The organism is Enterobacter asburiae, from assembly GCF_024599655.1.
Classification (GTDB): Bacteria; Pseudomonadota; Gammaproteobacteria; order Enterobacterales; family Enterobacteriaceae; genus Enterobacter; species Enterobacter asburiae_D.
Genome location: NZ_CP102247.1, coordinates 1,366,726 through 1,379,111, shown reverse-complemented (window position 1 = coordinate 1,379,111; position 12,386 = coordinate 1,366,726). Strand labels below are relative to the sequence as shown.

The following is a 12,386-nucleotide window of genomic DNA, read 5'->3' as shown; positions in this document are numbered from 1 at the left end:
TGCGAATTCCTTACTTCCCCCTACCTGCTTAGCAGGTATGCTGGGTCGGTATCCCAATTTCATACAGTTAAGGACAGGCCATGAGTAAGATTTATGAAGACAACTCGCTGACTATCGGTCATACGCCCCTGGTTCGACTGAACCGTATCGGTAATGGACGCATTCTGGCGAAGGTCGAATCACGTAACCCGAGCTTCAGCGTAAAATGCCGTATCGGTGCAAACATGATTTGGGATGCTGAAAAACGTGGCGTACTGAAGCCGGGCGTTGAGCTGGTGGAACCGACCAGCGGCAATACCGGTATCGCTCTGGCCTATGTGGCGGCCGCGCGTGGCTACAAGCTGACGCTGACCATGCCAGAAACCATGAGCATCGAGCGTCGTAAGCTGCTCAAAGCGCTGGGCGCGAACCTGGTGCTGACCGAAGGCGCGAAGGGCATGAAGGGTGCCATTCAGAAAGCCGAAGAGATTGTGGCCAGCGATCCGGCGAAATATCTGCTGCTGCAGCAGTTCAGCAACCCGGCTAACCCGGAAATTCACGAGAAGACCACCGGTCCGGAAATCTGGGAAGACACCGACGGCCAGGTTGACGTCTTTATCTCCGGCGTGGGTACCGGCGGTACGCTGACCGGCGTGTCACGCTATATTAAAGGCACAAAGGGTAAAAAAGACCTGATCACCGTGGCCGTTGAGCCGACTGACTCACCGGTTATCACCCAGGCACTGGCGGGTGAAGAGCTCAAACCAGGCCCGCATAAAATCCAGGGTATTGGCGCAGGCTTCATTCCGGGCAACCTGGATCTGAAGCTGATCGATAAAGTGGTTACCATCACTAACGAAGAAGCCATCTCTACCGCGCGTCGCCTGATGGATGAAGAAGGCATTCTGGCGGGTATCTCTTCCGGTGCGGCCGTTGCGGCAGCGCTCAAACTTCAGGAAGATGAAGCCTTTACCAATAAGAATATTGTGGTTATCCTTCCTTCCTCGGGTGAGCGTTACTTGAGCACCGCACTGTTTGCCGATCTGTTTACCGAAAAAGAGCTGCAACAGTAGTGCCAGCATGTTAATAACGCGTAAAAAAGCACCTTTTCAGGTGCTTTTTTGTGGCCTGCTTCAAACTTTTGCCCCTCCTGGCATTGCTTCACCCCGTTGGGTCTGGTATTTAAACCAGCAATTATTTTGATGCGTGAAATTAATCAGTGAACGAAATAGCCTTGCTGAATCGATTTTATGATTTGGTTCAAGTCTTGCTTTCGCTGCATAATGTTTAATGACGATCGAAACGTCAGCGCTAACAATACAGGCTAAAGTTCAGTCGCCAGGCTAGACTTTAGTTCCACAACACTAAACCTATAAGTTGGGGAAATACAATGTTCCAGCAAGAAGTTACCATTACCGCTCCGAACGGTCTGCACACCCGCCCTGCTGCTCAGTTTGTTAAAGAAGCAAAAGGCTTCACTTCTGAAATCACTGTGACTTCCAACGGCAAAAGCGCGAGCGCAAAAAGCCTGTTCAAACTGCAGACTCTGGGCCTGACTCAGGGCACCGTTGTCACCATCTCTGCAGAAGGTGAAGACGAGCAGAAAGCAGTTGAGCATCTGGTTAAACTGATGGCTGAGCTCGAGTAAGTTTCCGGGTTCTTTTAAATATCAGTCACAAGTAAGGTAGGGTTATGATTTCAGGCATTTTAGCATCCCCGGGTATCGCTTTCGGCAAAGCACTGCTGCTGAAAGAAGACGAGATCGTCATCGACCGGAAAAAAATTTCTGCCGACAAGGTTGATCAGGAAGTTGAACGTTTTCTGAGCGGTCGTGCCAAGGCATCTGCGCAACTGGAAGCAATCAAAACTAAAGCTGGCGAAACTTTCGGTGAAGAAAAAGAAGCCATCTTCGAAGGGCACATCATGCTGCTCGAAGATGAGGAGCTGGAGCAGGAAATCATAGCCCTGATTAAAGATAAAGGCATGACGGCCGACGCGGCTGCGCATGAAGTTATCGAAGGTCAGGCAACTGCCCTGGAAGAACTGGATGATGAATACCTGAAAGAGCGTGCGGCTGACGTACGTGACATCGGTAAGCGTCTGCTGCGCAACATCCTGGGCCTGGCCATCATCGACCTGAGCGCGATTCAGGATGAAGTGATCCTGGTTGCCGCTGACCTCACCCCGTCAGAAACCGCACAGCTGAACCTGAAAAAGGTCCTCGGTTTCATCACCGACGCGGGCGGCCGTACCTCCCACACCTCTATCATGGCGCGCTCTCTGGAACTGCCTGCCATCGTGGGTACCGGTAGCGTCACCTCTCAGGTGAAAAACGGCGACTATCTGATTCTGGATGCCGTAAACAATCTGGTTTACGTCAACCCAACCAATGAAGAGATCGATAAACTGCGCGCGGTTCAGGAGCAGGTTGCGACTGAAAAAGCGGAACTCGCTAAGCTGAAAGACCTGCCAGCCATCACCCTGGACGGCCATCAGGTAGAAGTGTGTGCAAACATCGGTACCGTCCGCGACGTTGATGGCGCTGAGCGCAACGGTGCGGAAGGCGTAGGTCTCTATCGTACAGAATTCCTGTTCATGGACCGCGACGCGCTGCCAACGGAAGAAGAGCAGTTTGCTGCTTATAAAGCCGTGGCTGAAGCGTGTGGCTCTCAGGCGGTTATCGTCCGTACCATGGACATCGGTGGCGACAAAGAGCTGCCGTACATGAACTTCCCGAAAGAAGAGAACCCGTTCCTGGGCTGGCGTGCAATCCGTATCGCGATGGATCGTAAAGAGATCCTGCGTGACCAGGTTCGCGCGATCCTGCGTGCCTCTGCTTTCGGTAAACTGCGCATCATGTTCCCGATGATCATCTCTGTTGAAGAAGTGCGTGCACTGAAGAAAGAGATCGAAATCTACAAACAGGAACTGCGCGACGAAGGTAAAGCGTTTGACGAGTCAATCGAGATCGGCGTGATGGTGGAAACACCTGCGGCGGCAACCATTGCGCGTCATTTAGCCAAAGAAGTTGATTTCTTTAGTATCGGCACCAATGATTTAACGCAGTACACCCTGGCAGTTGACCGTGGTAATGATATGATTTCACATCTCTACCAGCCAATGTCACCGTCCGTACTGAACTTGATCAAGCAAGTTATTGATGCTTCTCATGCAGAAGGTAAATGGACTGGCATGTGTGGTGAGCTTGCAGGCGACGAACGTGCTACACTTCTGTTGCTGGGTATGGGTCTGGACGAATTCTCTATGAGCGCCATTTCCATCCCGCGCATTAAGAAGATTATCCGTAACACGAACTTCGAAGATGCGAAGGTATTAGCAGAGCAGGCTCTTGCTCAACCGACAACGGACGAGTTAATGACGCTGGTTAACAAGTTCATTGAAGAAAAAACAATCTGCTAATCCACGAGATGCGGCCCAATTTACTGCTTAGGAGAAGATCATGGGTTTGTTCGATAAACTGAAATCTCTGGTTTCTGATGATAAAAAAGACTCCGGAACTATTGAGATTGTTGCTCCGCTCTCCGGCGAGATCGTCAACATCGAAGACGTGCCGGATGTAGTGTTTGCTGAGAAAATCGTTGGTGATGGCATTGCTATCAAACCAACTGGCAACAAAATGGTTGCTCCAGTTGACGGCACCATCGGTAAAATTTTTGAAACCAACCATGCGTTCTCTATCGAATCTGATAGCGGTATCGAACTGTTCGTTCACTTCGGTATCGACACCGTTGAACTGAAAGGCGAAGGCTTCAAACGTATCGCGGAAGAAGGCCAGCGTGTTAAAGTTGGCGACCCGGTGATTGAATTCGATCTGCCACTGCTGGAAGAAAAAGCCAAGTCTACCCTGACGCCGGTTGTTATCTCCAACATGGACGAAATCAAAGAACTGATCAAACTGTCTGGCAGCGTCACCGTGGGTGAAACCCCGGTTATCCGCATCAAGAAGTAATTCTTGCCACACAGAAAAATGGCGCCTTCGGGCGCCATTTTAGTTTATGCGGGGAGGATAAGCTCGTCGTAGCCTTTCGACTGGGTATAAAGCATCACGTCAGTCACCCGATCACCGGCCATGCGAATAGCATCGGCAACGGTTTTCCCCTCTACAATTCCGCTCACCAGTTCTGAACAGAACAGGTCGCCCGTCCCTTTCAGATCGGTTTCAACGCGCGGATGCGCGCTGACGGTCACGCCCTCATGCGTCACCAGCACCACGTGGATGTTTTCCGGGTCGTCAGCGACCGGCGCGCTGGTGATCGCCACCCATTTCAGGCTGTCGGAGAGCAGTCCCTGCGCCGCCGCGATGGCGCTTTCCGGCGTTCGGCACGGTTTGCCGCTTAACACTTCCAGCTCATAGACGTTTGGCGTGATCCCCTGCGCCAGCGGCAGCAGGTGCTCCCGATACGCTTGTGGGATCTCGGGCTTCACGTACATTCCGCTGTCGATATCGCCGATGACCGGGTCGACCAGCACCAGCAGGTCCGGATGCTGCGCTTTGACCGCCTTCAGCCACTGCGCCAGCAGAACGATCTGGCTGGCGCTGCCCATATAGCCGGTAGTGACCGCTTTAAGCTCGCGCAGGATCTCGCGCTCTTCCAGCGCCTTAAGGTAGCCGCTGAACCACTCGTCGGGGATCACTCCACCATAAAACGTGTCGTAGTGCGGCGTGTTGCTAAACAGTACCGTCGGCACGGCGGTAACGTTCAGCCTGTGGGTACGAATATTCGGTACCGCAATGCTGTTCCCCACGCTGCCGTAAACTACCTGCGACTGCACGGCGACAATGTCGGTTTGCTGCGCCCGGGTATTATCCCGGAATAGAATCATCTCCATGACGCTTAAATCCCCGCCCCCTGCGAATAACTCTCTTCACCAAAGACGCCGGTAGACAGATAGCGATCGCCGCGATCGCAAATAATCGCCACCACTACGGCCCCCGGGTTTGCCTGCGCCACCCGGATCGCACCCGCTACCGCGCCGCCCGAGCTGACGCCGCAGAAGATACCCTCGCGCACGGCCAGCTCACGCATGGTATTTTCCGCCTCGCGCTGGTGAAGATCCAGCACCTGGTCCACAAGCTGCGCATTAAAAATGCCGGGCATATACTCCGCAGGCCAGCGGCGAATGCCGGGAATGCTGCTCCCCTCTTCCGGCTGCAGGCCAACAATAGTGACGGCTTTTTCCTGCTCGCGCAGAAAACGCGATACCCCGGTAATGGTGCCGGTAGTGCCCATGCTGGAGACAAAATGGGTGATACGCCCGTCGGTTTGCTGCCAGATTTCCGGGCCGGTGGTGGTGTAGTGCGCGTAAGGGTTGTCCGGATTGTTGAACTGATCGAGCAGCTTACCCTCGCCGCGCTCGGCCATTTCTAACGCCAGGTCGCGCGCGCCTTCCATTCCCTGCTCTTTGGTTACCAGAATCAGCTCGGCCCCGTAGGCACGCATCGCGGCGCGGCGCTCCTGGCTCATGTTGTCCGGCATCAGCAGCTTCATGCGGTAGCCTTTCAGCGCGGCGATCATCGCCAGGGCAATACCGGTGTTGCCGCTGGTGGCCTCAATCAGCACGTCGCCAGGCTTAATTTCTCCGCGTTTTTCGGCCTGGACAATCATTGACAGCGCCGCGCGGTCTTTCACCGACCCCGCCGGGTTATTGCCTTCAAGTTTGACCCAGATTTCACTGCCGTTGTCCGGCCCCATGCGCTGAAGCTTGACCAGAGGAGTGTTGCCGATGGTGTGTTCGAGTGTATTCACGATTTTTACTCAATAAAAAAGCCGGGTGGCGCTTCGCTTACCCGGCCTACAAGACGCAGTGATAACTGTAGGCCCGGTAAGCGCAGCGCCACCGGGCGATAAACATCCTAATAACCTATCAGGCTGACTCCGCCAGAGCAATATCCTCGCGCGTCTCGATGCGCTCCTTCCCGTGATAAATACGGGCGTGCTGAAGCCCAACAAACAGGCGCTCGCCCCGGTGCGGCGGCACGTCGTCGCGCATGACCACGGTCAGCGGCTCGGTATACCAGCCCAGCGGCTGTACCACCAATTGGGTGTAGTGACCTTTAGGGCTAGCTTCCAGCACCTGCACCGGCAGCGGAGAATCCAGGCTGGTTCGGCGGCTCACGTCCACTTCCCACGGACGCAGGAACAGATCGACCGGCCCCTGATGCGCGGAGGTATAGCCCAGCGGCCAGCGGTGCGCGCCAACGTGGAACTGGCCGCCGCGAATAGTGCCCTGAAGACGGTTTACCTCGCCCATAAATTCCAGCACGAAGCGGGTCGCCGGTTCGCGCCAGAGCTGCTCCGGCTCGTCAACCTGCTCAATGTTGCCCTGGCTCATGACCACCACGCGATCCGCGACTTCCATCGCCTCTTCCTGATCGTGGGTCACGAAGACGCTGGTGAATTTCAGCTCTTCATGCAGCTGGCGCAGCCAGCGGCGCAGCTCTTTACGCACCTGCGCATCCAGCGCGCCGAAAGGTTCATCCAGCAGCAGGATTTGCGGCTCAACGGCCAGCGCGCGCGCCAGCGCCACGCGCTGCTTCTGACCGCCGGACAGCTGGGCCGGGAAACGATCCGCCAGATGAGCCAGCTGCACCATCTCCAGCAGTTTGGTCACTTTGGCTTTGATAGCCGCTGCATTTGGACGCTCGCGACGCGGCAGCACCGTCAGACCAAACGCAATGTTGTCGAACACGGTCATGTGGCGGAACAGCGCGTAATGCTGGAACACAAAGCCTACTTTACGATCGCGGGCGTGCAGGCGGCTCACGTCGGTGCCGTGAAAGCGGATGTGCCCGCTGGTCTGATGCTCAAGCCCGGCAATAATACGCAGCAGCGTGGTTTTACCCGAGCCAGACGGCCCCAGCAGCGCCACCATTTGTCCGGAAGGGATATCCAGCGAGATATCATTCAGCACCTGGGTGCGACCAAAAGACTTCTTAATATTGGCAATCTCAATGCTCATGATTTCCCTCCTGATGCTGACGTTTTTCCTGATTTTCTAAACGCCACTGCACCACACTCTTCAAAAACAGGGTCAAAATGGCCATCAGCGTCAGCAACGCTGCGGCAGTAAACGAGCCGATGGTGTTGTAGTCCTGCTGCAGCAGCTCAATCTGTAGCGGCAGCGACAGGGTTTCACCCCGGATGGAGCCGGAGACGACGGAAACGGCACCGAACTCGCCAATCGCGCGGGCGTTGGTCAACACCACGCCGTAAAGCAGCGCCCAGCGGATATTTGGCAGCGTCACGCGACGGAACATCTGCCAGCCCGACGCGCCCAGCAGCACCGCCGCTTCGTCTTCGTTGCTCCCCTGGCTTAACATCACCGGCACCAGCTCACGCACCACAAACGGACAGGTCACGAAGATGGTGACCAGCACCATGCCCGGCCAGGCGAACATGATCTGCAGGTTATGCTCGTCCAGCCAGCCGCCCAATGGGCCGTTGGAGCCGTAAAAGAGCAGGTACACCAGACCCGCCACCACCGGCGATACGGCGAAAGGAATGTCCAGCAGGGTCAGCAGCAGCTGACGTCCCGGGAAGTTGAAGCGGGTCACCAGCCAGGCCAACAGGGTCCCGAACACGAGGTTCACCGGCACGGTGATCAACGCAATCAGTACGGTCAGCCAGATGGCATGCAGCATATCCGGGTTCGCCAGGTTTTCCAGCGCGGGCATCAGGCCCTTGCTGAACGCCTGAACGAAGATATAAACCGTCGGCACGACGAGAATGAGGGCGGAAACCAGCACCCCCGCCCCAATCAGAAACCATTTACCCCAGTTGATGCGGGGTGCATCGTATCGCTTCAATTGCGTAACTTCCGCCATCAGTGACCTACCACACGTCGACCAAAGCGACTTTGCAGAGTGTTAATCGAGTACAGCAGCAGCAGCGAGGCCGCCAGGATCACCGAGGCAATTGCGCTCGCCGCCGGATAATCAAACTCCTGCAAACGGATGAAAATCATCAGCGAGGTGACTTCTGTTTTCCAGGCGATGTTCCCGGCGATAAAAATCACCGCGCCGAACTCACCGAGGCTGCGGGTAAACGACAGCGCGACACCCGCCATCAGCGCTGGAGACAGCTCCGGCAGAACCACCTTGCGGAAGCTCTGCCAGCGCGTGGCACCCAGCGTTTCCGCCGCTTCTTCGTATTCCGGGCCCAACTCTTCCAGCACCGGCTGCACGGTACGGACCACAAACGGGATGCTGGTAAAGGCCATCGCCACCGCGATACCGAGCCAGGTGTAGGTCACTTTGATGTCAAATTTCGCCAGCCACTCGCCGTACAGCCCGTTCACGGAGAAGAGCGACGCGAGGGTTAAGCCCGCCACCGCCGTCGGCAGCGCAAACGGCAGATCCATCAGGGCGTCAAGCAGCGTGCGGCCCGGGAAGCGGTAGCGGGTTAAGATCCACGCCATCAGCAGGCCAAACACGCCGTTAAAAATAGAGGCAACAAACGCCGACAGCAGCGTCACCTTATAGGCCGCCACCACCTGCGGGTTGGTGACCACGTCCCAGTACTGCGCCCAGCTCATCTGAGCAAGCTGCATCACCAGCGCGCTGAGCGGCAACAGCAGGATCAGGCAGACGAACAGCAGGCTGGTCCCGAGGCTTAAGGTAAAGCCCGGCAGCACGCGTTTTGTCGAAACTGCAAACATTACTTATGCCCCGCCGCCAGCAATTTGTCTAACTCACCGCCGCTGGCAAAATGCGTTTTCATCACATCAGGCCAGGAGCCGAAATGATCTTCCACGCGGAACAAATCGGTCTGCGGGAATTTGTCTTTCAGTTTGTTCATCACGTCCGGGTTGTTCACGCGGTAGTAGTAATCGGTAATGATGGTCTGCGCCTGCGGACTGTACAGGTAGTTGAGGTAGGCTTTTGCCGCTTTCTCGGTACCGTTTGCCTGCACGTTTTTATCCACCCACGCCACCGGGAACTCGGCCAGGATGTTGGTTTTCGGGATAACGACCTCAAAGCCCTGCGCTTCATACTGTTTGCGGATGTTGTTCACTTCCGATTCAAAGCTGATCAACACATCGCCGAGACCGCGTTCTGCGAAGGTCGTGGTCGCCCCGCGGCCGCCGGTATCAAACACTTCGACGTTTTTCAGGAACTGGGTCATGAACTGCTCGGTTTTGGCTTTATCGTTACCGTCAGCCTTGTCCGCCGCGCCCCACGCCGCTAAATAGGTATAACGCGCGTTACCGGAGGTTTTTGGGTTCGGGAAAATCAGCTTCACGTCGGAACGCACCAGGTCGCTCCAGTCGTGGATATTCTTCGGGTTGCCCTTACGCACCAGGAAGCCCATGGTGGAATAGAACGGCGAGCTGTTGTTCGGCAGTCGGCTCTGCCAGCCCGCCGGGATCAGCTTGCCTTTGTCGTGCAGGATCTGCACGTCAGTCACCTGGTTGTAGGTCACCACATCTGCCTTCAGGCCCTGCAAAATCGCCAGCGCCTGCTTGGACGACCCGGCGTGGGACTGCTTGATAGTCAGCTTGTCGCCGTTATTGTCTTTCGCCCACTGCTGTTCGAACGGTGGATTAAGGGCGGCAAACAGCTCGCGGGAGACGTCATACGAACTGTTTAACAGTTCAGTCGCCTGCGCCTGTGCCACCAGCAGTAAACCTGCCAGCGCCAGAGTTCCTTTTTTCAGTACAGTAACGGCCATTGCGCACCCTTATAAATGTGATGACTATCTTATAGTCATAATATTTATAACGGGGATGAAAGGAGTAACGGTTTTATATACCGTTTGGTGATTTAGAAGCAGAAAAGGGAATAAGGGGTGCGGCCTGATACCCTCACCCCGGCCCTCTCCCACAGGGAGAGGGAGAAAGGCCATTACAGCGCCAGCAGACGCTCAACGGACGGCGCAAAGTAGTAGCCGCCGGTCACCGGTTTGGTGAAGCGCAGCATGGCGTCGCGCTTGCCGTCGGTATCGCCAAACATGCTCAGCAGCTGCTGCTCGATGTTATACAGGCGCGCGCAGTAGGCGCAGAAGTAAAGGCCGTGCGTGCCGCTTGCGGTACCGTACGGCAGGCTCTGGCGAACAATCTTCAGCCCTTTGCCGTCTTCTTTCAGGTCAACGCGGGTCAGGTGAGAGGTAACGGGACGGTCGTCGCCGTCGATCTCTTCATTGGCTTCTTTAGTACGACCAATCATCATCTCCTGGTCGTGCACGCTCATGCGGTTAAGCTGCTTGAGGTTGTGCTCCCAGCGCTGCACGAACACATAGCTGCCGCCCGCGTCCACGCCGTCTTTAATCACCGCCACGTCGCGACGAACCTCTTCACCCGCCGGGTTTTCCGTCCCGTCGACGAAGCCGCTCAGATCGCGCTCTTCCACCCAGCGGAAGCCGTGAACCTCTTCCTGCACCTCAATGCTGTCGCCAAAGGCCGCTACCGCCGCCTGGGCAACGGAAAAGTTCACGTCGTGACGCAGGGAGAGAATATGGATCAGCACGTCGTATTGGGTCGCCGGAGCCAGACCTTTGCCGTAAGGGATGAAGTCTTTCAGCTCTTCCGCCCCTTCGCCACCGCTTAGCTGACGCCAGACGTTATTGCCAAAGGCAACAACGGCGCCGAGGTGGGCTTCCGGGAATTTGGCCTGGAAGGTGGCCAGCTTATCAACAAACGCTTTACTGGCCGCACGCAGGGCATCCACGTCCCCTTTAACATTGGCTTCAATCCAAATCGCCGCGCGGCAATGTTCTGGCAAAATGCCACTCTGAACCTGAGACATCGCTCCTCCTGAAATAAAGATGCCACGTCAGCGTGGCATTGATGGCAGGTATTATACCCGGATTTCAGCGAGGCGGATTGTTCAGGCGCAAATTACTGCTTCCAGAGTATTTTGCTCACTTTCCAGTTCTTGAGCGTGTCGTCAGACGGCATCAGTCCTTCCGGGCCGCTCCAGGTTCCGGTAAAGACATAGCTGATGTGCTGGCTGCCTTCGGCCTTACATTCCACCGCGACCTTGTCGTCAGACGGCGCGCTGGTGCAGTTGCCAAAAGCCTGCTTATAAAGTTCGCTAAACGGCGTACCCACCTTCACACCGCTCGCCGTCGGAATATCGTCATCCATCACGGCAATTCGGTTTACCGTGCCTTTGTCACCGTTGATCACCAGCGCCAGCTTGTCGCCCTTCAGCGCTTCGTAATAGCGAACAATATTGCCATTCTCCGTTTTCATGCCGCTGCGCAGGCGATAATCACTGCCGATGGCATCCTGAATGGCATCCTGATCCAGCGCCGTCGCGGCGGTAATTTTCCCCACGCCCTGCTCGGTCACTTCCGTTGATGAGCCAAACCAGTTCCACGGATATGCAGCGGACCAGTTAATGGAGGAGAGCGTCGAACAGCCGGTCAAGGCCAGCGGGAGAGCGCATAAAAGTAAACGCAGCGATTTCATTGAAACGTCCTTTCTTGTTAAATCAACGCTTGTTGGAGTGCAACATCGGCAAAAAGTGCCGAATTAATCATCCTGATGCGCAAAACAGGCGCGAAGACGCGGGTTGGTCAGCAGCCACAGCAGGGCCACAATATCGGCAACCACCAGCGCAACGCCGGTGCCCGTCAGCGGTTCACCGTACCACCAGAGTACCGGCTGCCAGAAGAGCAGCGCAACCTGGGCGAGGATCAGCAGCCAGCGAAGCGCGCGCCAAAAGCGTGGGATCGCCTGCCGTCGTCCGCTGCATAAAAAAGCGACCACCGCCGGTAAGCCGGGCAGCAAGCCGAGCCAGAAGGCGTCGTGATCGGGATAAAAGAGATTCAGCAGCGTGTCGCCCTGCCCGCGCGACGCGGCGGCCATCACAAACAGCACCCAGGTCCGGGCCTGCAGCAGCAGAACGCACCAGAATAAAAAGGGCAGCCTGACGCGGCCCTGCGCGTCATAGTCTGCCGGATGGATTTCAGTACTCTTCATCTTCGATCAGACGCTTTCCTAAACTCAGCACGTCAGCGTGTTCATAGCCCAGACGCTCATACATGCCCAGCACCACGTCGTTATCTTCCCGCACCATGATCTGGATTTTTGGGCAGCCGCGGGCGATCAGCTTCTTCTCGAGCCGGTTCAGCAGCGCATTGGCAATGCCGCGGCCACGGTATTCCGGGTGGACGCCCAGATAATAGGCCGAGCCGCGGTGGCCGTCGTACCCGCCCATTACCGTCCCCACAACCTCACCGTTGACTTCCGCGACCAGAAACAGACTGACGTCGTGATTCACCTTACGTTCGATATCCATTTCCGGATCGTTCCACGGACGCAGCAGATCGCAGCGCTCCCAAAGGGTGATCACCTCTTCGAAATCTTCCTGGCGAAAAACGCGTATCTCCATGGTATTAACCGCCTTTTCGGGTTTAAAAACAGTGATTATGGCGCGAAGC

At 56.0% G+C, this 12,386-nt stretch carries 14 protein-coding genes; 4 read left to right on the top strand and 10 right to left on the bottom strand.

Going from position 1 to position 12,386, the window contains the following annotated elements:
* Nucleotides 1-80: 80 nt before the first annotated feature.
* From cysK to crr, 4 genes are all read left to right on the top strand, one after another.
* Nucleotides 81-1,052, top strand: coding sequence for a cysteine synthase A (cysK, locus tag NQ230_RS06615; RefSeq protein WP_014884739.1), 972 nt, complete (start codon nucleotides 81-83; stop codon nucleotides 1,050-1,052).
* Between the two features lie 317 nt (nucleotides 1,053-1,369).
* Entirely contained in the window at nucleotides 1,370-1,627 is a 258-nt protein-coding gene (gene ptsH, locus NQ230_RS06610; protein WP_000487600.1) for a phosphocarrier protein Hpr, read from the top strand.
* A 44-nt stretch (nucleotides 1,628-1,671) separates the two neighbouring features.
* Entirely contained in the window at nucleotides 1,672-3,399 is a 1,728-nt protein-coding gene (gene ptsI, locus NQ230_RS06605) for a phosphoenolpyruvate-protein phosphotransferase PtsI (protein ID WP_023332954.1), read from the top strand.
* A gap of 40 nt (nucleotides 3,400-3,439) precedes the next feature.
* Nucleotides 3,440-3,949 (top strand): PTS glucose transporter subunit IIA, encoded by a 510-nt coding sequence (crr, locus tag NQ230_RS06600; RefSeq protein WP_003861316.1) that lies wholly within the window; start codon nucleotides 3,440-3,442, stop codon nucleotides 3,947-3,949.
* Between the two features lie 44 nt (nucleotides 3,950-3,993).
* Here crr and pdxK read toward each other — a convergent pair whose 3' ends face one another.
* The 10 genes from pdxK to NQ230_RS06550 form a co-directional block, all read right to left on the bottom strand.
* Nucleotides 3,994-4,830, bottom strand: a complete 837-nt coding sequence (gene pdxK / locus NQ230_RS06595) for a pyridoxine/pyridoxal/pyridoxamine kinase (protein ID WP_159514643.1) — start codon at nucleotides 4,828-4,830, stop codon at nucleotides 3,994-3,996.
* A gap of 5 nt (nucleotides 4,831-4,835) precedes the next feature.
* Nucleotides 4,836-5,747, bottom strand: coding sequence for a cysteine synthase CysM (gene cysM / locus NQ230_RS06590; protein ID WP_032643539.1), 912 nt, complete (start codon nucleotides 5,745-5,747; stop codon nucleotides 4,836-4,838).
* A 118-nt stretch (nucleotides 5,748-5,865) separates the two neighbouring features.
* Nucleotides 5,866-6,960, bottom strand: a complete 1,095-nt coding sequence (cysA, locus tag NQ230_RS06585) for a sulfate/thiosulfate ABC transporter ATP-binding protein CysA (RefSeq protein ID WP_004853015.1) — start codon at nucleotides 6,958-6,960, stop codon at nucleotides 5,866-5,868.
* Entirely contained in the window at nucleotides 6,950-7,825 is an 876-nt protein-coding gene (cysW, locus tag NQ230_RS06580) for a sulfate/thiosulfate ABC transporter permease CysW (protein ID WP_023308733.1), read from the bottom strand. Before cysW ends, cysA begins: the two co-directional genes overlap by 11 nt.
* Nucleotides 7,825-8,658: a sulfate/thiosulfate ABC transporter permease CysT gene (gene cysT / locus NQ230_RS06575; RefSeq protein ID WP_004123378.1), complete on the bottom strand. Its 834-nt coding sequence runs from the start codon at nucleotides 8,656-8,658 to the stop codon at nucleotides 7,825-7,827. The genes cysW and cysT overlap by 1 nt, the downstream gene beginning before the upstream one ends.
* Nucleotides 8,658-9,671, bottom strand: a complete 1,014-nt coding sequence (locus tag NQ230_RS06570) for a sulfate ABC transporter substrate-binding protein (protein ID WP_121425210.1) — start codon at nucleotides 9,669-9,671, stop codon at nucleotides 8,658-8,660. The genes cysT and NQ230_RS06570 overlap by 1 nt, the downstream gene beginning before the upstream one ends.
* A 173-nt stretch (nucleotides 9,672-9,844) precedes the next feature.
* The gene (locus NQ230_RS06565; protein ID WP_023332959.1) at nucleotides 9,845-10,744 is read right to left on the bottom strand and encodes a Dyp-type peroxidase; all 900 of its coding nucleotides are present in this window, start codon (nucleotides 10,742-10,744) and stop codon (nucleotides 9,845-9,847) included.
* A gap of 92 nt (nucleotides 10,745-10,836) precedes the next feature.
* Nucleotides 10,837-11,412 carry an RpoE-regulated lipoprotein gene (locus NQ230_RS06560; protein WP_257260505.1) on the bottom strand — a complete coding sequence of 192 codons (576 nt, stop codon included), beginning with the start codon at nucleotides 11,410-11,412 and terminating at the stop codon, nucleotides 10,837-10,839.
* A gap of 63 nt (nucleotides 11,413-11,475) precedes the next feature.
* Entirely contained in the window at nucleotides 11,476-11,925 is a 450-nt protein-coding gene (locus NQ230_RS06555; RefSeq protein WP_121425208.1) for a DUF2919 domain-containing protein, read from the bottom strand.
* Nucleotides 11,912-12,337: a GNAT family acetyltransferase gene (locus NQ230_RS06550; RefSeq protein WP_032643505.1), complete on the bottom strand. Its 426-nt coding sequence runs from the start codon at nucleotides 12,335-12,337 to the stop codon at nucleotides 11,912-11,914. The genes NQ230_RS06555 and NQ230_RS06550 overlap by 14 nt, the downstream gene beginning before the upstream one ends.
* Nucleotides 12,338-12,386: the final 49 nt, after the last annotated feature.

What these genes read in the sequence shown, in the direction of transcription:
- ptsH (WP_000487600.1), top strand. Translation starts at nt 1,370, where the DNA reads ATGTTCCAGCAAGAAGTTACCATTACCGCTCCGAACGGTCTGCACACC.
- NQ230_RS06565 (WP_023332959.1), bottom strand. Translation starts at nt 10,744, where the DNA reads ATGTCTCAGGTTCAGAGTGGCATTTTGCCAGAACATTGCCGCGCGGCG.
- cysA (WP_004853015.1), bottom strand. Translation starts at nt 6,960, where the DNA reads ATGAGCATTGAGATTGCCAATATTAAGAAGTCTTTTGGTCGCACCCAG.
- NQ230_RS06555 (WP_121425208.1), bottom strand. Translation starts at nt 11,925, where the DNA reads ATGAAGAGTACTGAAATCCATCCGGCAGACTATGACGCGCAGGGCCGC.
- ptsI (WP_023332954.1), top strand. Translation starts at nt 1,672, where the DNA reads ATGATTTCAGGCATTTTAGCATCCCCGGGTATCGCTTTCGGCAAAGCA.
- cysT (WP_004123378.1), bottom strand. Translation starts at nt 8,658, where the DNA reads ATGTTTGCAGTTTCGACAAAACGCGTGCTGCCGGGCTTTACCTTAAGC.
- cysK (WP_014884739.1), top strand. Translation starts at nt 81, where the DNA reads ATGAGTAAGATTTATGAAGACAACTCGCTGACTATCGGTCATACGCCC.
- pdxK (WP_159514643.1), bottom strand. Translation starts at nt 4,830, where the DNA reads ATGGAGATGATTCTATTCCGGGATAATACCCGGGCGCAGCAAACCGAC.
- NQ230_RS06560 (WP_257260505.1), bottom strand. Translation starts at nt 11,412, where the DNA reads ATGAAATCGCTGCGTTTACTTTTATGCGCTCTCCCGCTGGCCTTGACC.
- NQ230_RS06570 (WP_121425210.1), bottom strand. Translation starts at nt 9,671, where the DNA reads ATGGCCGTTACTGTACTGAAAAAAGGAACTCTGGCGCTGGCAGGTTTA.
- cysW (WP_023308733.1), bottom strand. Translation starts at nt 7,825, where the DNA reads ATGGCGGAAGTTACGCAATTGAAGCGATACGATGCACCCCGCATCAAC.
- NQ230_RS06550 (WP_032643505.1), bottom strand. Translation starts at nt 12,337, where the DNA reads ATGGAGATACGCGTTTTTCGCCAGGAAGATTTCGAAGAGGTGATCACC.
- crr (WP_003861316.1), top strand. Translation starts at nt 3,440, where the DNA reads ATGGGTTTGTTCGATAAACTGAAATCTCTGGTTTCTGATGATAAAAAA.